The following is a 21,399-nucleotide window of genomic DNA, read 5'->3' on the forward strand; positions in this document are numbered from 1 at the left end:
TCGTTCCCACGTCGAGGCGTCGAACCGTCCGCGTGGGAATGCCTCAACGGACGCTCCGCGTTCGGCTCTGGATGGGACGCAGAGCATCCCGGGCTGCATTCCCACGCAGAGCGTGGGAACGATCATGACAAGGGTTTCTGCGCTAAATCCTGGGCTGAGCCTTCATCTGCGCCGTCTCATGGTGATCCAGCGCCCGCTCAACCAACAACTGCACGCCATCCGCCATGCGGCTGAGCGCCAAGGCTACCGACCGGCGTGAGCCTTCCACATCGTCCGCCAGATCGGCAGCAATGGCGCTGATGGACAGCAGGTCTTCGGATGCATTGGCCAGAAGGGCTTCGGTGTCGATATCGGGGGAGACGCTGAAGAGGTGATGTTTGCGGCGCTTGCCCGGTTTTTCATGGGGTGGGAAGTAGTAGGAAAAGACGCGGTCGGCGGCTTCCTTGAGTTTCTCGGCTTCGAGGGATGCTTGGGAATCGGTGTCGGTTTCCGGCGGGTTGGGAGTTGGTTTGAACATGGCAAAGATCCTTGTAGTGATGGAGCTGCCGTTTTTCGTTTTCCAGACGAAAAGGGAGTGTCATAAATTTTGTGTTCGGGCATAACATGTTGCAGAGGTGCATGTATGCCGATCAAGAAAAAACCGGCCCGTGAGGCCACGCGAGACCTTCCAGCCATTCCAAAAGAGCTGATTGATCAGTTCGTCAGCGGCCCAATGAGCGCGGAAGCCATTCAGGACGCTTCGATGGCGTTCAAAAAAGCGCTGATCGAGCGAGCCCTTGGTGCCGAGCTCGGCCACCACCTTGGCTATCCTCAGGGCGCGGAGCGCCCTGAGGATTCGAGCAACCAGCGCAACGGTAAAAGCGGCAAGACCGTGCTCACCGATGACGGTCCGCTGCGCCTGGACATCCCCAGAGACCGGGATGGCAGCTTCGCTCCTATCCTGATCCCCAAGCACGAGCGCCGTTTTACAGGCTTCGATGACAAGATCATTGCCATGTATGCCCGTGGCATGAGCGTTCGCGAGATTCGTGCATTTCTCTCGGAGCAATACGGGACAGACGTCTCCCATGACTTCATCAGCTCCGTCACCGATGCTGTCCTGGAAGAAGTCAGTGCCTGGCAGCAGCGGCCACTAGAGCCGATGTACCCGGTCATTTTCTTCGATGCTCTGCGGGTCAAAATCCGTGACGAAGGGGTGGTTCGCAACAAGGCAATCTATTTGGCCCTGGGCGTATTACCGGACGGCACCCGAGATATTTTGGGCATCTGGATTGAGAGCACTGAGGGCGCCAAGTTCTGGATGAAGGTCTTCAATGACCTCAAGACCCGAGGCGTCGAAGACGTTTTGATTGCTGTAACTGACGGACTTAAAGGCATGCCAGAAGCCTTGAATGCGGTATTTCCTCAGACGACGTTGCAGACCTGTATCGTCCACTTGATCCGTAACAGTCTTGATTACGCGGCGTGGGACAAGCGTCGCGAACTGGCCAAAGCCCTGAAGCCGATCTATCAAGCGCTCAACGCTGAAGTTGCCGAGCAAGCTCTAGATGCGTTCGAAGCTGGACCTTGGGGCAAGCAATATCCGACGGTGGTTGCCGCCTGGAGACGTGCCTGGGACCGAGTCATCCCGTTTTTCGTCTTCCCGCCAGCCATACGAAAAGTGATCTACACCACTAACGCCATCGAGAGCATCAATGCTCAGTTGCGCAAGATCATCAAGACAAGAGGTCACTTTCCAACCGACGATGCAGCGACGAAATTGATCTGGCTGGCACTGCAAAATATCACTGCTAATTGGGGCAGTGCGGCCCATGATTGGAAGAGCGCCATGAATCAATTTGCGATCTTGTACGGAGATCGATTCATCAGGCCGAGCTGTTGAAAAGAAGGCCTGCCTGACGGCAGGCCCTTACCGGCCCGCACACAAAAAATCTGACACTCTCGACGAAAAGGGTGGCAGCTGTACGCGGACTGGAAAAACCGAGAAAGGATCAAACCCGGCAGACCCGAAGGTCTCCCACGCACAGCCGCCATAACTTAGAACTACGGAGCAAAAAGAGCGCCGCATTATGTCATGTGCATTGATCCTGTTCTTCGGGTTTTCCAGACCCGATCGCTGAATTGGCAGCGACCCGGAAACGATAAAGATCAACGCAAAACCGCACCAGTCGGCGGGTTCCGGCAATGCTGTAGGCAGCGACGCCAGACTGCGTAGCCTCTCACCGTTCCTGCGGACAAACTTTTAAACACAAAACCCCAGGCTGTCGGACCTTCCGACAAGCCCCCTCGCCACAAAGGTTTCTGCTCTAGGTTGAAGATTCCCAAAAAGGGACCTATCGTTCCCTTTTTGGGACTCATCGGTTGCCACTGTGAAAAACCTTTCCCTCAGCGAAGCCCTGTTCACGACCACCCAGCAAAAAGTGCTCGGCCTGCTGTTTGGTAAACCCGACCGGAGTTTTTACACCAACGAGATCGCCCGCTGGGCTCAAGTGGGTAAAGGCAGCCTCATGCGCGAGCTGGATCGGTTGCAGCGGGCAGGCGTGCTGACCATGACCCGTCAGGGCAACCAAACCCACTATCAAGCCAATCCCGACTGCCCGATCTATGCGGAACTGCTGGGCATCGCCCGCAAAACCTTTGGTATTGCCGAACCTCTGCGTCAGGCGCTCCAACCCTTTGCCGAACAGATCACTTGGGCATTTGTGTACGGCTCTATCGCCAAGGATTCGGCAAACGCATCCAGTGACATTGATCTCATGCTGATCGGCGAAAGCCTCCACTACAGTGAAGTGATGGAGCGGCTCATGCCTCTGGAGGAACAACTGGGCCGCGTCCTCAATCCAACCCTCTACACCCCCGACGACTGGGCCGCAAAACTGGCCGCTGAAAATAGCTTCGTCGTGCGGGTAGCGCAGCAGGACAAGATCAATCTGATGGGGGGAAACCCTTTGGAGTCCAAGGATGGGCAGCAACGAGAATCTGGAAAACCTGTTACGTAGCGGTGGACTGAAAGCTGAGCCGCCGGATCGCAAGGAATGCGAAGGGCTGATGCGTTCGGCTGTGGATCGATTGAAAGACGCGCAAACGTCTGCGCTTTCCTTCGCGAGTCGTTTCGACCTGGCTTACAACGCTGCCCATGCCCTTGCACTGACGGCTCTTCGCTTGTGTGGCTACCGTTCAGACAAGCGATATCTGGTGTTCCAATGCCTGGGTCATACCGCTGATATTGGCAAAGTACAGGTTCGGCTATTCGCCCTGTGTCATGAGCGACGAAACCTGGCGGAGTACGAAGGCTATATGGATGAAGATCCGGCGTTGTTGGCGCAGTTGTTGGAAAGTGCTGAACAGCTTCTGATTCGAGTGCAGGAACAGATGGCGTCCTTCAGTTCATCGCGGACCTGATCGTTCCCACGCAGAGCGTGGGAACGATCGGGGCGGTGTTTGATCGTTACGGTGATCGTAACGATCCGTCTCTCTGCTTGATTGATGCCCCCACCCAACGCTCCTAATGTGACTCCCACGACAGCGAACCCGTGGAGTGGTCATGACAACAACAATATCCCCCGACTCGCGATGGACGCGGCGGCGCAGCGAAAAGCAGCGGCGTCTCGAGCTGGTGCGGGGTTTCGCCGACGGTGTGGTCTTACCCACCGACAAGATCGTTGCGGCGCTGGAGGCGTTGATTCTGCCCGGCGACCGTGTGGTGCTGGAGGGCAATAACCAGAAGCAGGCAGATTTCCTGTCCCGCTCCCTGGCCAAGGCTGACCCAGCGAAGCTTCACGACCTGCACATGATCATGCCCAGCGTCGGTCGCTCCGAGCACCTGGACCTGTTCGAACGCGGCATTGCCCGCAAACTCGATTTCTCCTTTGCCGGCACCCAGAGCCTGCGCATCAGCCAGCTGCTGGAAGACGGTCTGCTGGAAATCGGCGCGATCCACACCTACATCGAGCTCTATGCGCGGCTGGTGGTGGACCTGATTCCCAACGTCGTGCTCTCGGCCGGTTTCATGGCCGACCGCGCCGGCAATATCTACACCGGCCCGAGCACCGAAGACACCCCGGCATTGATCGAACCAGCCGCCTTCAGCGACGGCATCGTCATCGTCCAGGTCAATCAACTGGTCGACGATGTCAGTGACTTGCCACGCGTCGACATCCCGGCATCCTGGGTGGACTTCGTGGTGGTGGCCGACAAGCCGTTCTACATCGAGCCGTTGTTCACCCGCGACCCACGCCACATCAAGCCAGTGCATGTGTTGATGGCGATGATGGCGATCCGTGGGATCTACGAAAAACACAACGTCCAGTCCCTGAACCACGGCATCGGTTTCAACACCGCCGCCATCGAATTGATCCTGCCGACCTACGGCGAATCCCTCGGCCTGAAAGGCAAGATCTGCCGCAACTGGACGCTCAATCCGCATCCAACCCTGATTCCCGCCATCGAAAGCGGCTGGGTTGAAAGCGTGCATTGCTTCGGCACCGAATTGGGCATGGAAAACTACATCGCCGCTCGGCCCGACGTGTTCTTCACCGGGCGCGACGGCTCGCTGCGTTCCAACCGGATGTTCTGCCAACTGGCCGGACAATACGCGGTAGACCTGTTCATCGGCGCCACCCTGCAAGTCGACGGCGACGGGCATTCCTCCACCGTGACGCGCGGACGCCTCGCCGGTTTCGGTGGTGCGCCAAACATGGGCCACGACCCACGCGGCCGTCGTCACGGTACGCCGGCCTGGCTCGATATGCGCCACGACGATGCGCCCGAACCGCTGCTGGAACGGGGCAAGAAACTTGTGGTGCAAATGGTCGAGACCTTCCAGGAGGGCGGCAAACCGACCTTCGTCGAAACCCTCGACGCGGTAGAAGTGGCGAGAAAAAGCGGCATGCCGCTGGCGCCGATCATGGTCTACGGCGACGACGTGACCCACCTGCTCACCGAAGAAGGCATCGCCTATTTGTACAAGGCGCGGTCGCTGGAAGAACGTCAGGCAATGATCGCTGCCGTCGCCGGGGTCACCGTCATCGGCCTGCGCCACAATCCGAAAGACACCGCGCGCATGCGCCGTGAAGGCCTGATTGCCTTGCCCGAAGACCTCGGCATCCGCCGCACCGACGCCACCCGCGAATTGCTGGCGGCCAAAAGCGTGGCCGATCTGGTGGAGTGGTCCGGTGGCCTCTACAACCCGCCCGCCAAGTTCAGGAGCTGGTAATGCACGCATTCAACCTGCAACCGAAAACACTGTCGTTGGCCGAACGGCTGGCGGATCTGGCCGTGGACGCGCTGATCGACGAAGCAGACCTGTCGCCGAAACCGGCGCTGGTCGACCGTCGCGGCAATGGCGCACATACCGATTTGCACCTCGGGTTGATGCACGCTTCGGCGCTGTCCCTGTGGCCTGCGTTCAAGGAAATGGCGCAAGCCGCCATCGAGTTCGGCGAAGTCGGTCTGCCGCTGCGCGAAGCCATCGGGCTGATGGGGCGCGAAGGCGAACAAACGATGCTCGCCACCACGGGCGGCGTGAACACCCATCGTGGAGCCATCTGGGCCTTGGGTCTGTTGGTCGCCGCGGTTGCATTGGAACCCGAATCCACTGCTGCAGGCTCCATCGTGTTGCGTGCCGCACGTCTGGCCTTGCTCGACGACCGTTACGCGCCGCGTCCTCTGAGCCACGGCGCGCAAGTCGCCCAGCGTTACGGTGTTCGCGGTGCCCGTGAAGAAGCGCAACTCGGTTTCCCTGCCGTCATTCAACGCGCGCTGCCACAACTCAAACACAGCCGCGCCTTGGGCCATGGCGAGCAGAACGCCCGGCTCGATGCCTTGCTGGCGATCATGACGGCGCTTGAGGACACCTGCGTGCTCTACCGCGCGGGCGAACAAGGCCTGCAGACCATGCAACTCGGCGCCCATGCGGTGCTCGACGCCGGCGGCAGTGCCAGCCTCACCGGTCGCCGGCGCTTGCATGAACTGGACCAACAATTAATCGCGTTGAATGCCTCGCCCGGCGGCGCTGCCGACTTGCTCGCCGCCTGCCTGTTCATCGACCGCATCGAGTCTGGCGATGGCCTCATCCAGGGAGCTTTTTGATGGAAACCTTATCTTTTGAATTCCCCGCCGGGCAGCCGCCACGCGGCCGGACGCTGGTGGGCTGTGTCGGCTCGGGCGATCTGGAAGTGCTGATCGAACCGGGTCAGGCCGGCAAACTGACGATCAAGGTGCAGACCTCGGTCAATGGCGCGGAACAACGTTGGCAGCATCTGTTCGCGCGGATGTTCGATGGTCAGACACCGCCCGCGATGATCATCGACATCCACGATTTCGGTGCGACGCCGGGTGTGGTGCGCTTGCGTATGGAACAAGGCTTTGAGGAGATCGGCCATGACTGACAATGCAGCGCTCCGTCACAAACATAGTTTTGTCGAACTCGGCGCCCGGCAACGTGCCAAGGCCTTGCTCGACGCCGGCACCTTCCGCGAATTGCTCGACCCGTTTCAGCGTGTCATGTCGCCATGGCTGTCGCGCCAGGGTGTGGTGCCGCAAGCGGATGACGGCGTAGTCATCGCCAAGGGCCGCATCGGTGGATTGCCGGTGGTGATCGCTGCCATCGAAGGCGCGTTCCAGGGTGGCAGCCTCGGTGAAGTCGGCGGGGCGAAGATTGCCGGCGCGCTGGAGTTGGCCGCCGAAGACAACCGCAACGGTGTTCCCACTCGCGCCGTGCTGCTGCTGGAAACCGGTGGCGTGCGTTTGCAGGAAGCCAACCTTGGGCTGGCGGCGATTGCCGATATTCATGCGGCGATTGTCGATCTGCGCCAATACCAGCCAGTGATTGGCGTGGTCGCCGGCAGCGTCGGCTGCTTTGGCGGGATGTCGATTGCTGCCGGGTTGTGCAGCTATTTGCTGGTGACTCAGGAAGCGCGGCTAGGCCTGAACGGTCCGCAAGTGATCGAACAGGAAGCCGGGCTTGAGGAATACGACTCCCGCGATCGTCCTTTCATCTGGAGCCTGACCGGTGGCGAGCAACGGTTTGCCAGCGGTTTGGTGGATCGTTTTGTCGCTGACGACGTGGCGCAGGTTCAGCAGCAGGTCGGTGATTTGCTCAAGCAAGGTTTGCCTGCGCAACAACGCAGCCGTCAAGCCGAGCTGTTCCTGCAACGGCTGGCCCGTCTGGACGCCGAGCCGCAAATCGAGCCGGCGACGGTTCGCGATCTGTATCAAGGAGAGCGCTCATGAGTTCGTCTTCCCTGAGGGGTTTGAACTGGTTCAACGCCTTGAATGCGGGCGCAAAACCGGTCGATGGTTTACCGGCTTCGTTGAAAGTCGCGGATGGTGTGTTGGGCGACCAACCTGTTCGGTTTATCGCGGTGGTGGCTGATCCCGACAACCGTTTCGTCCGCGCCCGCAATGGCGAGGTCGGTCTGCTGGAAGGTTGGGGGCTGGCCCAAGCGGTGGATGAAGTCATCGCAGCCGATCTGGATAAACCGCAAAAACGCGCCTTGATCGCCATCGTCGACGTGCCGAGTCAGGCCTACGGTCGGCGCGAAGAAGCGCTCGGCATTCATCTGGCGCTGGCCGGTGCCGCGGACAGTTATGCCCGTGCCCGACTGGCCGGCCATGCCGTGATCGGTTTGCTGGTGGGCAAGGCGATGTCCGGGGCGTTTCTGGCTCACGGGTATCAGGCTAATCGGCTGATTGCCTTGCGCGATCCGGGCGTGATGGTTCACGCGATGGGCAAGGCTTCGGCCGCGCGGGTGACGTTGCGCAGTGTTGAAGAACTCGAAGCCTTGGCTGCCAGCGTGCCGCCGATGGCGTATGACATCGACAGCTACGCGAGCCTTGGTTTGCTCTGGGAAACCTTGTCGGTGGAGCAGATCGAGCAGCCGACGACAGCCGATCTGACACGCGTGACTGAATGCCTGAACCAGGCGATTGGCGATGTCGCCGCCAGTGGTCGAGACCTGAGCAGCCGCTTGGGCGCGAGCAACCGCGCGGCGTCGAGCCAGGTCCGTCAACTGTTGAGAGAACAGTGGTGAACACGTTTCTGGCCCACGACCTGCTTTGGGGGCTGACCCCGGAGCAGTTGCCTGCGGATGCACCTTCGTGGGTGATCGACTCGATCAGGGCAGGGCAACCGGTTGTGGTTCGGCGTGCGTTGAGCGCGGCGGATCAAGTCGCGGTCGGCGTGCGTGGACGTTTGCGTGAGCAGCGTTTTGCAACGGTGATGGACATGGCTGCGATTCAGCGTCGTGTGAGACCGGAGGATCTTTGTCATGTCTCGATTGATCGGGATTTGCCAGCATCGCGCGCGCTCAATCAACTGCGGCCAACACTCGACGCCTGCGGTTTGGTGTGGGGTGTCAGCGGCAGCGCCGGGTTTGAATTGGCCAGCGGTTTTCAGGCATTGCACGAGGGCAGTGATCTCGACTTGATCCTGCGCACACCGCAACCGCTGGACCGTTCTCAGGCACAGGAAATGCTGAGGGTGTTTGATGCGTCTTTCTGCAAGGTGGACATGCAATTGCAGACACCTTTCGGCGCCGTCGCCTTGCGCGAATGGGCCGGTCCCTCGCAACGAGTCCTGCTCAAAAACGCCAGTGACGCCTGTCTGGTCACCAACCCCTGGACCCCGCAGGAGCAAGCAGCGTGAGCAGCCTGCTGGTGTTCCCAGGCCAAGGTGCGCAGCAGCCGGGCATGCTCCATCGTTTGCCTCGGGAAACAGTGATCGAGGCGAGTGAGGTCCTCGGGGAAGACGTTTTGCTGCTGGACTCCGCCGAGGCGTTGAAGTCGACAAGGGCGGTCCAGCTCTGCCTGCTGATCGCCGGCGTCGCGGCTTCACGTCAGTTGTTAATGACGGCGGATTACGTGGCGGGATTGTCCATCGGTGCCTTTCCGGCGGCGGTGGTCGCAGGTGCCTTGAGCTTTAGCGATGCGCTGCATCTGGTGAGCCTGCGTGGTGAGTTGATGCAACAGGCTTATCCACAAGGCTTCGGCATGACCGCGATCATCGGTCTGGACCTGGCCACGGTAGAAGGGTTGCTGGCGCAGGTTCACAGCGTCGACACGCCGGTTTACCTGGCCAATATCAACGCCGATAACCAAGTGGTGATTGCCGGCAGCGATGGCGCGATGAAGGTGGTGGCCGAGTTGGCGAAAGGTTGTGGCGCCGGTCTGGCCAAACGCCTGGCCGTCAGCGTTCCGTCCCATTGCCCGCTGCTGGAAACACCTGCGAAAACCCTGGCCGAAGCCTTCGCCAAGGTGCAGCTGAAAACACCGATGCTGGGCTACCTGAGCGGCAGTCGCGCCCGACCCGTTATCAACGTTGAAGCCTTGCGCGACGACCTGGCCTTCAACATGTGCCGCGTCGTCGATTGGCGCGGCACCGTACAAAGCGCCTACGAGCGCGGCGTGCGTCTACAGATCGAACTGCCGCCCGGTGCGGTGCTGACCGGGCTGGCGCGCCGGGTGTTCGAGCAAGGCACCATCATTGCCTTCGACGGTGCGCGGCTCGATACCTTGCAAGCGCTGTTGCGTGAGGAGGGAAGCCGCCAACCCTAGAACGCCCCCAGGCTTCGAACAACAAAAACAACATTCGACGATGCACTTTGAGGACGACAACAATGATTATTTACGGTGTGGCGCTGTTGGCGATTTGTACGCTGGCGGGGGTGATCCTGGGAGACATGCTCGGCGTGTTGCTGGGCGTGAAATCAAACGTCGGCGGCGTCGGGATCGCAATGATTCTGCTGATTTGCGCGCGGTTGTGGATGCAAAAACGCGGCGGCATGACCAAGGATTGCGAGATGGGCGTCGGTTTCTGGGGCGCCATGTACATTCCGGTGGTGGTCGCGATGGCCGCGCAACAGAACGTCGTCACCGCTCTGCACGGCGGCCCGGTGGCGGTGCTGGCGGCGATCGGTTCGGTGGTGATTTGCGGCTGCACCATTGCCTTGATCAGCCGGACCCACAAGGGCGAACCGTTGCCCGATGAGCCGGTGGAAATAAACTCGGTCGGCACGCCAGTAGGAGGTCGTTGATATGTGGGAACTCATCGAGAAAGGCCTGGCCAATAACAGTCTGGTCACGGCGTTCGCGTTCGTTGGCGTGATCATGTGGGTGTCGGTGGTGTTGTCCAAACGCCTGACGTTCGGACGTATTCACGGCTCGGCGATTGCCATTGTCATTGGGCTTTTTCTGGCCTGGGTCGGCGGCACCATGACCGGCGGGCAAAAGGGCTTGGCGGACCTGACGTTGTTTTCCGGCATCGGTTTGATGGGCGGCGCGATGTTGCGTGATTTCGCCATCGTCGCCACCGCGTTTGAGGTGCAGGCCACCGAAGCGAAAAAGGCCGGTTTGATCGGTGTGATTGCGCTGCTGCTGGGCACGATTCTGCCGTTCATTGTCGGCGCGAGCATGGCCTGGGCGTTTGGTTATCGCGATGCGATCAGCATGACCACCATTGGCGCGGGTGCGGTGACGTACATCGTCGGTCCGGTGACGGGTGCGGCGATTGGCGCCAGTTCGGATGTGGTCGCGTTGTCGATTGCCACCGGGTTGATCAAGGCGATTCTGGTGATGGTCGGCACACCGATGGCGGCGCGCTGGATGGGGCTGGATAACCCGCGCTCGGCGATGGTGTTTGGCGGGTTGGCTGGCACTGTCAGCGGTGTGACGGCGGGGTTGGCGGCGACGGATCGGCGGTTGGTGCCTTATGGCGCGTTGACGGCGACGTTTCATACCGGGCTTGGGTGCTTGCTGGGGCCTTCGTTGTTGTACTTCATTGTTCGCGGGATTGTCGGTTAACTAGAATTTGTATCGACTGTTCTGACGCCTTCGCGGGCAAGCCTCGCTCCTACAGGATTTACGCGATCTCTGTAGGAGCGAGGCTTGCCCGCGAAGGGCGCGCAGCGGTTTCAAGCCTGGCGATTGGCATACATCCGACACTCCGCCAACAACGCCAGCAGATTCGGGTCCCGCTCCTTGGCCTTCAAAAACACCACCCCAATGTGCTGCTGCAACCGATACCGTTCCTGCAACGGAATCAGCTTCACCCGGTTCTCATACACCGCCGCAATTCGCCCCGGCAGCAACGCATAACCTACGCCCGAACTGACCATGCTCAGCAGGGTGAAGATGTCGTTGACCTGCATCGCCACCTTCGGTTCGAACCCCGCCTGCTTGAACACCCGTTTACCGTCCTGGTGCGTGGCAAAGCCCTGAGTCAGCGTAATGAAGGTCTCATCGCGCACTTCGGCAAGGTCGACTTCGGTCCGTTGGGCAAACTTTGAATCAGCCGGTGTGGCGAGAAAGATGTCGTCGGAAAACAGCTGAATTTGCTCGCAGTCCGGGTCGTTGACGCTGTCGTCCAGGGACACCAGGATCGCGTCGACTTCCATGTTCTTGAGCTTGTACAGCAGGTCAAAGTTCGAGCCGAGGATCAAGTCGATATTGAGCTCGCTGCGGCGGATCTTCAGGCCCATGATCAGCTGCGGCACGGTCTTCACCGTCAGCGAATACAACGAACCGAGTTTGAAGCGCTCGGCGGAGAACCCGGCGGCTTCGCGGGTCAGGCGCACGGTTTCGACCACGTCCTGAATCAGCTTCTGCGCTCGTTCTTCCAGCACATAAGCGCTTTCCAGCGGCGTGAGATTGCGGCCTTCGTGCTTGAACAGGGGGCAGCGCAGGGCGCTCTCCAGGGAATGGATCGCCCGGTGCACGCTGACGTTGCTGGTCTGCAACTCGGCGGCAGCCCGGGCCAGGTTGCCGGTGCGCATGAAGGCCAGGAACACCTCGAGTTTTTTCAGGGTCAACTCTTCATCGATCAGCATGGGCGTGGCTCTTATTCGAATGGCTCGATTGTGCACGTATGTAGGTTCTTGGGGGATTTGTGTTCTGAAACATTGCGCTTTTAATCTCAAGGCCTGAGCCTTGCGCAATGTTGTAACGAATGTTGTAACGAATGTTGAGGTGAGTAACCCATGTATCACGGGGAAAGATTGAACGCCTGGACGCATTTGGTCGGGGCGGTGGCAGCGGTTGTCGGGGTGGTGTGGATGCTGGTGATCGCCGGCATGGACGGCAGCCCGTGGAAGATCGTCAGCGTGGCGATTTACGGGTTCACCTTGCTGGTGCTTTACAGCGCGTCGACCGTTTACCACAGCGTGCGTGGGCGCAAGAAAGCGATCATGCAGAAGGTCGATCACTTTTCGATCTACCTGCTGATTGCCGGCAGCTACACGCCATTCTGTCTCGTGACGCTACGCGGGCCGTGGGGGTGGACGTTGTTCGGGATTGTCTGGGGGTTGGCGCTGATCGGCATCCTGCAAGAGATCAAGCCGCGGTCGGAAGCACGGATTCTGTCGATCGTGATCTACGCGGTGATGGGCTGGATCGTACTGGTGGCGGTCAAACCGTTACTGGCGGCGTTGGGCAGTACAGGTTTCGCCTGGCTGGCGTCGGGCGGTGTGTTGTACACCGTGGGGATTGTCTTTTTTGCCCTCGATCATCGATTGCGCCATGCCCACGGGATCTGGCATCTGTTCGTGATCGCCGGGAGTTTGCTGCACTTTGTGGCGATCCTGTTTTATGTTTTGTAGATTGCACTGCAGCTATTTGAAAAACCTGTGGGAGCGAGCCTGCTCGCGAATGCGGTGGATCAGTCAGCGATGATGTCAACTGACCTGACGCTTTCGCGAGCAGGCTCGCTCCCACACAGGCGATCCAGTTGTGACTGCGCCCGTCGGCTGAACACCTGCAGCAAGTCGTTCAAGGTATGGGGCGGCGGTTCGTCGGCGCGGGTGACCGCATACAACGTGATCGGTAATGCAGGTGCCAGAGGTCGAATCGCCGTGGTGGCGGGGGACGCGCCGAGCGCGGTAAACGGATCGATCACCGCCAGCCCGGCACCGGATTCAACCATCGCCCGCGCCAGCGAATAGGTCTGCACGGCGATGCGTACTCGTGGCGGCGGATCGACCGCCTCAAGGTAGCTGTCGAGTCTGGCCGCCAGCGGGTCGGCGCTGGACAGACCGATCAGCGGCGCACCCGCCAGTTCGCTCAACGGCAACGGTTGGCCCAGAGTGTCGGCGGCCCAGTAAGCTGTCGGTGCCAGCGCCACCAGCATCCCGCAGGCCAGGGCCTGCGCCTTCAGGCCCGGGTGATCCGGCGGTTGCAAGGTCAGAGCGACATCCACTTCGCGCATCAACAAATTCTGCATTAGCTCACGGCTGTGGGCGCTGGACAGCTCGCAGACAATGTCCGGGTAGCGTTGCGTCCACTCGTTGATTGCCGGCGGCAGCAGCGACAAGGCCAGCGCCGGGATCGCGCCGATCCGTACGCTGTGACCCGGCTCGCGGCGCAGGCTCTGGGCCAGACGTCGCACGCCTTGCAAGCTTTCGGTAACCTTATCGACTTCGCGCTCAAGCTCCAGGGCTTCGGGCGTGGCCTGCAATTTACCGCGCACCCGCAGGAATAACGCAAAGCCCAGTTGCTGCTCGGCGTGTTGCAGCACTTTGCTCACCGCTGGTTGCGATACGTGCAGCAACTGTGCGGCGCCACTGACCGAGCCGGTCTGGCGAATGGCCTGGAAAATCTCGATGTGTCGCAGTCGCATGGCAAGTCCATAACCTTTGTTTATGGGGTAGGCATCTTTATGCATTGTTCAACGTCTGTCACCTGGTCCTAACCTGAAGCCTGTTTCTACAACGGTTAAGGACAGACATGGCTCAGCGGGTTTGCATCATCGGTGGCGGCGTCATCGGACTGACGACGGCTTACGCACTGGTTCGCGAGGGCATTGACGTGTCGCTGATCGAGGCCCGGGATTCGCTGGGCAGCGAAACCAGTTTCGCCAACGGCGGCCAGTTGTCCTACCGTTACGTCGCGCCACTGGCCGATGCCGGCGTACCGTTGCAGGCGCTTGGCTGGATGTTGCGCGGTGACTCGCCGTTGAAGCTGCGTCCGCGCCTGGACCCGGCGCAGTGGCGCTGGATGGCGTCCTTCCTGGCGGCCTGCCGTCGTTCGGTGAATCAGCGTAACGGCGCTCACCTGTTGCGCCTGGCGCTGCTGAGCCAGTCCACGCTGCAAGGCTGGCGCGACGAAGACCGCCTCGACGGTTTCGACTGGCGGCGCAACGGCAAACTGGTGACGTTTCGTGAAGCCGCGAGTTTCGAGCATGCTCGCCATGGCCTCGCTGATCCTCGACAGCAGCAAGTGCTGTCGCGGGCCGAATGCGCACAGCTGGAGCCTGCTCTCGCCGAGGCGCCGTTTGTGGGCGCGATTTATACCCCTGATGAAGAAGTCGCCGATTGCCATGGTTTCTGCCAGCAATTGCTGGCTCGACTCCTAGCGTCGGGCCGTTGCGAGTTTTTGCTCGGCCGCAAGGTCACCGGCATTCGCCACGCGGACGGCGCGGTGCAGGCCATAGAGATGGGTTCACAGGTGCTGCCGGTCGAGCAACTGGTGATTGCTGCCGGTCATCGCAGTCCGGCGCTGGCATTGCCGGGCATGAACCTGCCGCTGTATCCGCTCAAGGGCTATAGCCTGACGTTGCCCATCCGCGCCGAACATCGCGCGCCAGACCTGAGCATCACCGATTACAACCGCAAGATCGTTTATGCCCGCATCGGTGAACAACTGCGCGTGGCGGCGATGGTCGACATTGTCGGCTTCGACTCGGCGCTCGACCCCAAACGTCTGGCGCTGATCAAGCGCCAGGCGCAGGAAACCTTGCCTAATGCCGGCGATTACGACGCCGCCATTGAATGGGCCGGCATGCGCCCGGCCACCCCCAGCGGCGTGCCGTTGATTGGGGCCACGGCGTACGGCAATCTCTGGCTCAACCTCGGCCATGGCGCCCTGGGTTTTACCCTGGCCTGTGGCAGCGCCCGATTGCTCAGCGAGTTGATCGCCGGGCGCGCACCGTCGATTGAAATGCACGGCCTCGCACCTCGCGTCGCCTGACTTGAAAAGGAAGAACGGATGAACATCAACCGAATCAACAGCAACAGCCGACTCTCGGGTGCGGTGACCTTTGGCGATCTGGTGTTTCTCTCGGGGCAGGTTCCGGGTGACAGCCCCGACGTCACCGGCCAAACCGCCGAGGTGCTGGCAAAAATCGATGCGTTGTTGGCCGAGGCTGGCAGCGACAAGGATCATCTGCTCAACGCGACCATTTACCTGAACGACATTGGCCGCGACTTTGCCGCCATGAACGAGGTCTGGTCGCAGTGGTTGTCACCGGGCAAGGCACCGACCCGCACCACTGTGCAGGCGCAACTGGCCCGTCCAGAGGTTCTGGTGGAAATCACCGTGATCGCCGCCCGCCGCTAATCGCTTAACCCACAACGGAGAATAACAATGCAAAAAATCACGTTGATCGGCTGCACCCTCGGCCTGCTGCTCGCCAGCCAGGTCCAGGCCAATGAAGCACCGCTGACCGGTACGCTGAACAAGGTTGCCAATGCCAAGAGCATCACGCTGGGCTATCGCGACGCGTCGGTGCCGTTCTCCTACGTGGGTGATCACACGGGGCAGCCGATGGGCTATTCGGTGGACCTGGCGAGCAAGATTGTCGAGCGCATCAAGCAAAAGCTTGAACTGCCGGATCTGCAGGTGAAGTACAACCTGGTGACCTCGCAAACACGCATTCCACTGGTGCAGAACGGCACGGTTGACCTTGAGTGCGGCTCCACCGGCGTGACCGCCGAGCGCATGCAGCAAGTGGCGTTTTCCTACGGGTTTATCTACGTGAAGGGGCAGTTGCTCACGGCGAAGGACAGCGGCATCAAGAGTTTCGCCGACTTGCGCGGCAAGAACGTCGTGACCACCGCCGGGACCACCAACGAGCGATTTCTGAAGAGCTACAACCTCGATCACAAGATCGATATGTTCGTGATTAGCGCCAAGGACCACGGCGAAGCCTTTCAGATGTTGCAGTCAGGTCGGGCGGCGGCGTTCTATATGGACGACGCGTTGCTTTACGGCGAACGCGCCAAGGCCCGCGATCCGCATAATTGGGTCGTGGTGGGCGAGGAGCAATCGCGGGAAATCTACAGCTGCATGGTGCGCAAGGGCGATCCGCAGTTTCTCGAGTTGGTAAACTCGACCCTCGCCGATCTGTACAGCTCGGGCGAGATCAACGGCATCTATCAGCGCTGGTTCGAGCAACCGATTCCACCCAAAGGGCTGAACCTGGAATTCCCGATGACCAGCGAGCTGAAGGCAATCATCGCCAAACCGGTAAGTGATCCGGTGAAGTAATCGCCTCTTGATCCTTGCACGCTCCCACTTTGGAATGCATACCCCTGTGGGAGCGAGCTTGCTCGCGATAGGGACCTAGAAGTCACCCCACAACTGTTGGGCAACCGCAAGCGCAACCACCGGCGCGGTCTCTGTCCGCAACACTCGCGGACCCAGCCGAGCAGCATGGAAACCAGCGCCCTTGGCCTGATCCACTTCAGCCTCCGACAACCCGCCTTCCGGTCCGATCAAAAAAGCCAAAGTCGCAGGCTTGGCGTGACTCACCAGCGGCTCGGCCACCGGATGCAGCACCAACTTCAATTCTGCTTGAGTCTGCTTCAACCAGTCCGCCAACAGCAGCGGCGGGTGAATCACCGGCACCCGTGAACGCCCGCATTGCTCGCACGCGCTGATCGCAACCTGGCGCCAGTGCATCAGGCGTTTGTCGGCGCGTTCGTCCTTGAGGCGGACTTCACAGCGGTCGCTGAAGATCGGGGTGATTTCAGTGACGCCCAGTTCAGTGGCTTTCTGAATCGCCCAATCCATCCGCTCGCCACGGGACAAGCCCTGGCCGAGATGGATCGACAATGGCGACTCGACCTGCCCGGCAAAGCTTTCATCAATCTGCACGACGACGCGCTTCTTGCCGACCTCCACCAGCGTGGCGCGAAACTCATGGCCCGAACCGTCGAACAGTTGCAGCGCATCGCCCTCGGCCATGCGCAGCACGCGGCTGATGTAATGGGCCTGGGCCTCGGGCAACTCGTGTTCGCCAGTGCTCAAGGGGGCGTCGATAAAGAAGCGGGACAGTCTCATGCTGGGTCTCTACTGAATCTGATGTTTGATCGTTCCCACGCTCTGCGTGGGAATGCCGCCACGGACGCTCCGCGTCAGCTCTTGATGTGACGCAGAGCGTCACGGGATGCATTCCCACGCGGAGCGTGGGAACGAGCGCTATTCAATCAGCCCGGATCGCGGAAACCCGGATGAAAGTCTTTTGGTACCGATACGCTGACGCTGTCACGGGTCGCGATGTCGATGCCTTCGCTGGCCACCTCGGCCAGAAAGTCGATCTGCTCCGGGGTGATCACGTACGGTGGCAGGAAGTACACCACGCTGCCCAGCGGTCGAAGTAAAGCACCACGCTCCAACGCATGCTGGAACACTTTCAAGCCGCGACGTTCCTGCCACGGATAGGCTTCCTTGGTGGCCTTGTCCTTGACCATCTCGATGGCCAGTACCATACCGGTCTGACGCACTTCCGAAACGTTCGGGTGATCGGCCAGGTGCGCAGTGGCGGTGGCCATGCGCTGAGACAGGGCCTTGTTGTTCTCGATGACGTTGTCTTCTTCGAAGATATCCAAAGTCGCCAATGCCGCCGCGCACGCCAGAGGGTTACCGGTGTAGCTGTGGGAATGCAGGAAGGCGCGCAGGGTCGGGTAGTCGTCGTAGAACGCGCTGTAGACATCTTCGGTGGTGACGCAAGCCGCCAACGGCAGATAACCACCGGTCAAGGCCTTGGACAGGCAGAGGAAGTCCGGGCGGATGCCTGCCTGTTCGCAGGCGAACATCGTCCCGGTGCGGCCGAAGCCGACGGCAATTTCGTCGTGGATCAAGTGCACGCCGTAGCGGTCGCAGGCTTCGCGCAGCAGTTTGAGATACACCGGGTGGTACATGCGCATGCCGCCGGCGCCCTGGATCAATGGCTCGACGATCACCGCGGCCACGGTGTCGTGGTGCTCGGCCAGGGTCTGTTCCATGGCTGCGAACAGGTTGCGCGAGTGTTCTTCCCAGCTCATGCCCTCGGGACGATGGTAGCAATCGGGGCTCGGCACCTTGATGGTGTCCAGCAGCAGGGCCTTGTAGGTTTCGGTGAACAGCGGCACGTCGCCCACCGACATCGCTGCCATGGTCTCGCCGTGGTAGCTGTTGGTCAGGGTGACAAAGCGCTTCTTGTTCGGCTGGCCGCGGTTGAGCCAGTAGTGAAAGCTCATTTTCAGCGCGACTTCGATGCAGGACGAGCCGTTATCGGCGTAGAAGCACCGGGTCAGACCTTCCGGCGTCATCTTCACCAGGCGCTCGGACAACTCGATCACTGGCTGATGGCTGAAACCGGCGAGAATCACGTGTTCCAGCTGATCCACCTGATCCTTGATGCGCTGGTTGATCCGCGGGTTGGCGTGGCCGAACACATTGACCCACCAGGAACTGACGGCGTCGAGGTAGCGTTTGCCTTCGAAGTCTTCCAGCCACACGCCTTCACCGCGTTTGATCGGGATCAGCGGCAGCTGTTCGTGGTCTTTCATCTGGGTGCAGGGATGCCACAACACCGCGAGATCGCGTTGCATCCACTGATTATTCAGGCCCATTTTCAGTCTCCTCGAGGCGGCTCGCTTGGTGCGCGGGCAAACAATCGCGCAAGCCTATGCAATGCGTGGCGTGGGGACAACCCATTGTGTCGATTGAGCTACTTTGTATAGGTGGATAGACGTCGCTGGCGGCCTTTTGATGGCTGACGTATTCTTCGCGGTTCTTTGAGTCGTCTGACTCGCAAAACCGCTTTTTCCTACTTGTATTTCCGGAGTTCGCTGAATGTCTGCTGGTTGGCTGCGCGCCTGTGCGCTGGTGATGTTAGGGCTGTTCAGCGTGTCTGCGCTGGCCAAGGATAAAACGGCGATCGTGATCGGGGGAGGGCTGGCTGGCCTCACCGCTGCTTACGAACTGCAAAACAAAGGCTGGCAGGTGACCCTGCTGGAAGCCAAGCCGAGCATGGGCGGTCGCTCCGGCATGGCCACCAGTGAGTGGATCGGCAACGATAAGACCCAACCGGTTCTGAACAAGTACGTCTCGACCTTCAAGTTGAGCACCACGTTAGCCCCTGAGTTCGTGCGGACCCCGGGCTATCTGATTGACGGTGAGTATTTCACTGCCGCCGATCTGGCAACCAAGCAACCGGCCACCAGCGACGCGCTCAAGCGCTACGAAAAGACCCTGGACGATCTGGCGCGCTCGATCGAAGACCCGCAGAACCCGGCGGCCAACAGTACGCTGTTCGCGCTGGACCAGATCAACGTGGCCAACTGGCTCGACCGTCTGAATTTGCCGGCCACGGCACGTCAGCTGGTGAATCAGCAGATTCGTACCCGTTATGACGAACCATCGCGCCTGTCGCTGCTGTACTTCGCACAGCAAAGCCGCGTTTATCGTGGCGTTGCCGACCGTGACCTGCGCGCTTCGCGTCTGCTCGGCGGTAGCCCGGTGTTGGCTCAGGCCTTCGTCAAACAGCTGAAAACCATCAAGACTAGCTCCCCGGTCTCGGCTATCACCCAGGACAAGGACGGCGTCACTGTCAAAGTCGGCAGCGTTGGCTATCAGGCGGACTACGTCGTCGTGGCCGTGCCATTACGCGCACTGAACAAGATCCAGATGACCCCGTCGCTGGACACCCAGCACATGGGCGCGATCAAGGGCACCAACTACGGTTGGCGCGACCAGATCATGCTGAAGTTCAAGACTCCGGTATGGGAAAGCAAGGCGCGCATGACCGGTGAGATTTACAGCAACACCGGTCTGGGCATGTTGTGGGTTGAGCCGGCTTTGAAGGGCGGCGCCAACGTGGTGATCAACCTGTCCGGTGACAACGCACGCGTGATGCAGGCCTTCGGCGACAAGCAGATGGTCGATCAGGTGCTGATCCGTCTGCACGCCTTTTATCCACAGGCACGTGGTGCGTTCACCGGTTATGAAATCCGCCGCTACAGCACCGACCCTTCCATGGGCGGCGCTTACCTGGCGTTCGGCCCTGGCCAGATCAGCAAGTACTGGCGCCTGTGGGAACGTCCGATTCAGCGTGTAGCCTTTGCCGGTGAACACACTGACACGTTGTACCCAGGCACGCTGGAAGGCGCACTTCGCACCGGTCAGCGTGCAGCCAGTCAGGTAGAAGATCTGGCGGCCGGCAAGTCGTTTGAACCTGTGAAGGTTGTTTCGGCGGCGACCGCTGCGGTGGCCGGCGCAGCGGTGGCGAAGAAAGGTAACTTCTTCACCAACCTGTTTGGTGGTTCTGACGACAAACCGGAACCGGTCAAGGCGCCAGAGCCAGTGGCTCAGGTTGCTCTTGCACCGGCTCCAACGCCAGTCCCGACCCCAGCGCCAGCTCCGGTCGAAGCACCGAAACCAGCGGCACCGGTGAAAGCCGAGCCGGCCAAAAAAGCCCCGGCGAAAAAGCCTGCTGCCAAAACCGAGGCCAAAAAGGCTCCGGCAAAAGCGCCCGCGAAGAAGGCTGAGCCAGCGAAGAAACCAGCGGCCAAACCCACTACGACTCCGGCAACTGATACCAAAGCGCAGTAAGCTTTGGGATTAAAAAAACGCGGCAGAAATGCCGCGTTTTTTTATGCCTGAAGAAAACCAATATTAAGATTCGAATAAACCTTATGGCGGAGGTGTTCTTTAGTTGGAGTTCTTTCGTTTACACAGGGGTCTTTAATCTTTCCTTAACTCATCCATTTCAGACTCTTGATCGTATTTCTCGATATTTCAAAGCGAAATTTTCCGCTTTAATTCGATAGATAACTCGATAGTCTTGGTCGCAGTTCTCACAGGATTTGGCAATGCAGCTACGTAACTCTTCTTCGCGCTACGGTTGGGTCAGCATTTTCATGCACTGGGGCGTGGCGATGGCGGTCTTCGGTCTGTTTGCGTTGGGCTTGTGGATGGTCGGTCTCGACTATTACAGCGTCTGGCGCAAAGACGCGCCGGACTTGCACAAAAGTATTGGTCTGGTGCTGTTAGCTGTCATGGCTCTACGGGTTTTATGGCGCTTTATCAGCCCGCCACCGCCGGCACTGCAAAGCTATAGCCGCATGACGCGCATTGGCGCCAAGTTAGGCCATTCGTTTCTGTACCTCGCTCTGTTCGCTGTGATGATTACCGGTTACCTGATTTCCACCGCAGAAGGTGTCGGGATCCCGGTGTTTGGCCTGTTTGAAGTCCCTGCATTGGTTTCCGGACTACCGGACCAGGCAGACACCGCTGGTGTGATTCATCTGTATCTGGCGTGGGTGCTGGTAATTTTTTCCGGCCTCCATGCGTTGGCAGCACTGAAACACCACTTTATCGATCGTGATGCGACCTTGGCGCGAATGCTGGGCCGCAAAGCATGAA

The 21,399-nt window shown here is 60.0% G+C and carries 23 protein-coding genes; 18 read left to right on the forward strand and 5 right to left on the reverse strand.

Annotated features, from left to right (window positions below):
• Positions 1–142: 142 nt before the first annotated feature.
• Positions 143–517 carry a DUF6124 family protein gene (locus tag ACYZT0_RS27500; RefSeq protein ID WP_462043834.1) on the reverse strand — a complete coding sequence of 125 codons (375 nt, stop codon included), beginning with the start codon at positions 515–517 and terminating at the stop codon, positions 143–145.
• A gap of 105 nt (positions 518–622) precedes the next feature.
• On the opposite strand from ACYZT0_RS27500, the gene ACYZT0_RS27505 reads away from it, so the two are divergent.
• The 12 genes from ACYZT0_RS27505 (at position 623) to madM (ending at position 10,800) form a co-directional block, all read left to right on the forward strand.
• Positions 623–1,882, forward strand: a complete 1,260-nt coding sequence (locus ACYZT0_RS27505; RefSeq protein WP_462042814.1) for an IS256 family transposase — start codon at positions 623–625, stop codon at positions 1,880–1,882.
• A 487-nt stretch (positions 1,883–2,369) separates the two neighbouring features.
• Positions 2,370–2,999, forward strand: a complete 630-nt coding sequence (locus tag ACYZT0_RS27510) for a transcriptional regulator (RefSeq protein ID WP_462043835.1) — start codon at positions 2,370–2,372, stop codon at positions 2,997–2,999.
• The gene (locus ACYZT0_RS27515; protein WP_462043836.1) at positions 2,962–3,402 is read left to right on the forward strand and encodes a hypothetical protein; all 441 of its coding nucleotides are present in this window, start codon (positions 2,962–2,964) and stop codon (positions 3,400–3,402) included. The genes ACYZT0_RS27510 and ACYZT0_RS27515 overlap by 38 nt, the downstream gene beginning before the upstream one ends.
• A 142-nt stretch (positions 3,403–3,544) precedes the next feature.
• Positions 3,545–5,215: a malonate decarboxylase subunit alpha gene (mdcA, locus tag ACYZT0_RS27520; protein WP_462043837.1), complete on the forward strand. Its 1,671-nt coding sequence runs from the start codon at positions 3,545–3,547 to the stop codon at positions 5,213–5,215.
• On the forward strand, positions 5,215–6,090 hold the full coding sequence (locus ACYZT0_RS27525) for a triphosphoribosyl-dephospho-CoA synthase (RefSeq protein ID WP_462043838.1): 876 nt from the start codon (positions 5,215–5,217) through the stop codon (positions 6,088–6,090). The genes mdcA and ACYZT0_RS27525 overlap by 1 nt, the downstream gene beginning before the upstream one ends.
• Positions 6,090–6,389 carry a malonate decarboxylase subunit delta gene (locus ACYZT0_RS27530; RefSeq protein ID WP_462043839.1) on the forward strand — a complete coding sequence of 100 codons (300 nt, stop codon included), beginning with the start codon at positions 6,090–6,092 and terminating at the stop codon, positions 6,387–6,389. The genes ACYZT0_RS27525 and ACYZT0_RS27530 overlap by 1 nt, the downstream gene beginning before the upstream one ends.
• Positions 6,382–7,233 carry a biotin-independent malonate decarboxylase subunit beta gene (locus ACYZT0_RS27535; RefSeq protein ID WP_462043840.1) on the forward strand — a complete coding sequence of 284 codons (852 nt, stop codon included), beginning with the start codon at positions 6,382–6,384 and terminating at the stop codon, positions 7,231–7,233. Before ACYZT0_RS27530 ends, ACYZT0_RS27535 begins: the two co-directional genes overlap by 8 nt.
• On the forward strand, positions 7,230–8,033 hold the full coding sequence (gene mdcE, locus ACYZT0_RS27540) for a biotin-independent malonate decarboxylase subunit gamma (protein WP_462043841.1): 804 nt from the start codon (positions 7,230–7,232) through the stop codon (positions 8,031–8,033). Before ACYZT0_RS27535 ends, mdcE begins: the two co-directional genes overlap by 4 nt.
• Positions 8,027–8,647 (forward strand): malonate decarboxylase holo-ACP synthase, encoded by a 621-nt coding sequence (locus ACYZT0_RS27545; protein ID WP_462043842.1) that lies wholly within the window; start codon positions 8,027–8,029, stop codon positions 8,645–8,647. The genes mdcE and ACYZT0_RS27545 overlap by 7 nt, the downstream gene beginning before the upstream one ends.
• Positions 8,644–9,555, forward strand: a complete 912-nt coding sequence (gene mdcH / locus ACYZT0_RS27550) for a malonate decarboxylase subunit epsilon (RefSeq protein ID WP_462043843.1) — start codon at positions 8,644–8,646, stop codon at positions 9,553–9,555. Before ACYZT0_RS27545 ends, mdcH begins: the two co-directional genes overlap by 4 nt.
• Positions 9,556–9,617: 62 nt before the next feature.
• On the forward strand, positions 9,618–10,034 hold the full coding sequence (gene madL / locus ACYZT0_RS27555; RefSeq protein WP_462043844.1) for a malonate transporter subunit MadL: 417 nt from the start codon (positions 9,618–9,620) through the stop codon (positions 10,032–10,034).
• A gap of 1 nt (position 10,035) precedes the next feature.
• Positions 10,036–10,800 (forward strand): malonate transporter subunit MadM, encoded by a 765-nt coding sequence (gene madM / locus ACYZT0_RS27560; protein WP_461956110.1) that lies wholly within the window; start codon positions 10,036–10,038, stop codon positions 10,798–10,800.
• Between the two features lie 110 nt (positions 10,801–10,910).
• On the opposite strand, the gene ACYZT0_RS27565 is transcribed toward madM, so the two are convergent.
• Positions 10,911–11,825: a LysR family transcriptional regulator gene (locus ACYZT0_RS27565; protein ID WP_462043845.1), complete on the reverse strand. Its 915-nt coding sequence runs from the start codon at positions 11,823–11,825 to the stop codon at positions 10,911–10,913.
• Between the two features lie 150 nt (positions 11,826–11,975).
• On the opposite strand from ACYZT0_RS27565, the gene trhA reads away from it, so the two are divergent.
• Positions 11,976–12,593 carry a PAQR family membrane homeostasis protein TrhA gene (trhA, locus tag ACYZT0_RS27570; protein WP_282483202.1) on the forward strand — a complete coding sequence of 206 codons (618 nt, stop codon included), beginning with the start codon at positions 11,976–11,978 and terminating at the stop codon, positions 12,591–12,593.
• Between the two features lie 59 nt (positions 12,594–12,652).
• Here the strand turns inward: trhA and ACYZT0_RS27575 are convergent, their stop codons facing one another.
• Complete coding sequence (locus ACYZT0_RS27575) at positions 12,653–13,609, reverse strand: LysR family transcriptional regulator (protein ID WP_462043846.1); 957 nt, start codon at positions 13,607–13,609, stop codon at positions 12,653–12,655.
• A gap of 107 nt (positions 13,610–13,716) precedes the next feature.
• Between ACYZT0_RS27575 and ACYZT0_RS27580 the strand changes: the two genes are divergently transcribed.
• From ACYZT0_RS27580 to ACYZT0_RS27590, 3 genes are read left to right on the forward strand one after another with little or no spacing between them, the layout of a single operon-like run.
• A complete protein-coding gene (locus tag ACYZT0_RS27580; protein WP_462043847.1) occupies positions 13,717–14,958 on the forward strand; it encodes a D-amino acid dehydrogenase in 1,242 nt (413 codons plus the stop codon).
• Positions 14,959–14,976: 18 nt separating this feature from the next.
• Positions 14,977–15,327, forward strand: a complete 351-nt coding sequence (locus ACYZT0_RS27585; protein ID WP_462043848.1) for a RidA family protein — start codon at positions 14,977–14,979, stop codon at positions 15,325–15,327.
• A gap of 27 nt (positions 15,328–15,354) precedes the next feature.
• On the forward strand, positions 15,355–16,257 hold the full coding sequence (locus ACYZT0_RS27590; protein ID WP_462043849.1) for a transporter substrate-binding domain-containing protein: 903 nt from the start codon (positions 15,355–15,357) through the stop codon (positions 16,255–16,257).
• A gap of 75 nt (positions 16,258–16,332) precedes the next feature.
• Here ACYZT0_RS27590 and ACYZT0_RS27595 read toward each other — a convergent pair whose 3' ends face one another.
• Together ACYZT0_RS27595 and ACYZT0_RS27600 are read right to left on the reverse strand one after the other, a co-directional pair.
• Positions 16,333–17,052, reverse strand: coding sequence for a 16S rRNA (uracil(1498)-N(3))-methyltransferase (locus tag ACYZT0_RS27595; RefSeq protein WP_462043850.1), 720 nt, complete (start codon positions 17,050–17,052; stop codon positions 16,333–16,335).
• A 146-nt stretch (positions 17,053–17,198) separates the two neighbouring features.
• Entirely contained in the window at positions 17,199–18,605 is a 1,407-nt protein-coding gene (locus tag ACYZT0_RS27600; protein ID WP_462043851.1) for an adenosylmethionine--8-amino-7-oxononanoate transaminase, read from the reverse strand.
• Positions 18,606–18,828: 223 nt separating this feature from the next.
• Here ACYZT0_RS27600 and ACYZT0_RS27605 point away from each other — a divergent pair, with 223 nt between their 5' ends.
• Together ACYZT0_RS27605 and ACYZT0_RS27610 are read left to right on the forward strand one after the other, a co-directional pair.
• The gene (locus ACYZT0_RS27605; protein ID WP_462043852.1) at positions 18,829–20,586 is read left to right on the forward strand and encodes a flavin monoamine oxidase family protein; all 1,758 of its coding nucleotides are present in this window, start codon (positions 18,829–18,831) and stop codon (positions 20,584–20,586) included.
• Positions 20,587–20,846: 260 nt separating this feature from the next.
• Positions 20,847–21,398, forward strand: coding sequence for a cytochrome b (locus tag ACYZT0_RS27610; protein WP_462043853.1), 552 nt, complete (start codon positions 20,847–20,849; stop codon positions 21,396–21,398).
• Position 21,399 lies beyond the last annotated feature (1 nt).

This window comes from Pseudomonas sp. ZS1P83 (genome assembly GCF_054897825.1).

Excerpts from the sequence above, each read along its gene's own strand:
- mdcA (WP_462043837.1), top strand. The coding sequence starts at position 3,545 with ATGACAACAACAATATCCCCCGACTCGCGATGGACGCGGCGGCGCAGC.
- ACYZT0_RS27575 (WP_462043846.1), bottom strand. The coding sequence starts at position 13,609 with ATGCGACTGCGACACATCGAGATTTTCCAGGCCATTCGCCAGACCGGC.
- ACYZT0_RS27590 (WP_462043849.1), top strand. The coding sequence starts at position 15,355 with ATGCAAAAAATCACGTTGATCGGCTGCACCCTCGGCCTGCTGCTCGCC.
- ACYZT0_RS27500 (WP_462043834.1), bottom strand. The coding sequence starts at position 517 with ATGTTCAAACCAACTCCCAACCCGCCGGAAACCGACACCGATTCCCAA.
- ACYZT0_RS27580 (WP_462043847.1), top strand. The coding sequence starts at position 13,717 with ATGGCTCAGCGGGTTTGCATCATCGGTGGCGGCGTCATCGGACTGACG.
- ACYZT0_RS27515 (WP_462043836.1), top strand. The coding sequence starts at position 2,962 with ATGGGCAGCAACGAGAATCTGGAAAACCTGTTACGTAGCGGTGGACTG.
- ACYZT0_RS27600 (WP_462043851.1), bottom strand. The coding sequence starts at position 18,605 with ATGGGCCTGAATAATCAGTGGATGCAACGCGATCTCGCGGTGTTGTGG.
- ACYZT0_RS27585 (WP_462043848.1), top strand. The coding sequence starts at position 14,977 with ATGAACATCAACCGAATCAACAGCAACAGCCGACTCTCGGGTGCGGTG.
- ACYZT0_RS27565 (WP_462043845.1), bottom strand. The coding sequence starts at position 11,825 with ATGCTGATCGATGAAGAGTTGACCCTGAAAAAACTCGAGGTGTTCCTG.
- ACYZT0_RS27525 (WP_462043838.1), top strand. The coding sequence starts at position 5,215 with ATGCACGCATTCAACCTGCAACCGAAAACACTGTCGTTGGCCGAACGG.
- ACYZT0_RS27505 (WP_462042814.1), top strand. The coding sequence starts at position 623 with ATGCCGATCAAGAAAAAACCGGCCCGTGAGGCCACGCGAGACCTTCCA.
- ACYZT0_RS27530 (WP_462043839.1), top strand. The coding sequence starts at position 6,090 with ATGGAAACCTTATCTTTTGAATTCCCCGCCGGGCAGCCGCCACGCGGC.
- ACYZT0_RS27595 (WP_462043850.1), bottom strand. The coding sequence starts at position 17,052 with ATGAGACTGTCCCGCTTCTTTATCGACGCCCCCTTGAGCACTGGCGAA.
- trhA (WP_282483202.1), top strand. The coding sequence starts at position 11,976 with ATGTATCACGGGGAAAGATTGAACGCCTGGACGCATTTGGTCGGGGCG.
- ACYZT0_RS27610 (WP_462043853.1), top strand. The coding sequence starts at position 20,847 with ATGCAGCTACGTAACTCTTCTTCGCGCTACGGTTGGGTCAGCATTTTC.
- ACYZT0_RS27535 (WP_462043840.1), top strand. The coding sequence starts at position 6,382 with ATGACTGACAATGCAGCGCTCCGTCACAAACATAGTTTTGTCGAACTC.
- mdcE (WP_462043841.1), top strand. The coding sequence starts at position 7,230 with ATGAGTTCGTCTTCCCTGAGGGGTTTGAACTGGTTCAACGCCTTGAAT.
- madM (WP_461956110.1), top strand. The coding sequence starts at position 10,036 with ATGTGGGAACTCATCGAGAAAGGCCTGGCCAATAACAGTCTGGTCACG.
- ACYZT0_RS27605 (WP_462043852.1), top strand. The coding sequence starts at position 18,829 with ATGTCTGCTGGTTGGCTGCGCGCCTGTGCGCTGGTGATGTTAGGGCTG.
- madL (WP_462043844.1), top strand. The coding sequence starts at position 9,618 with ATGATTATTTACGGTGTGGCGCTGTTGGCGATTTGTACGCTGGCGGGG.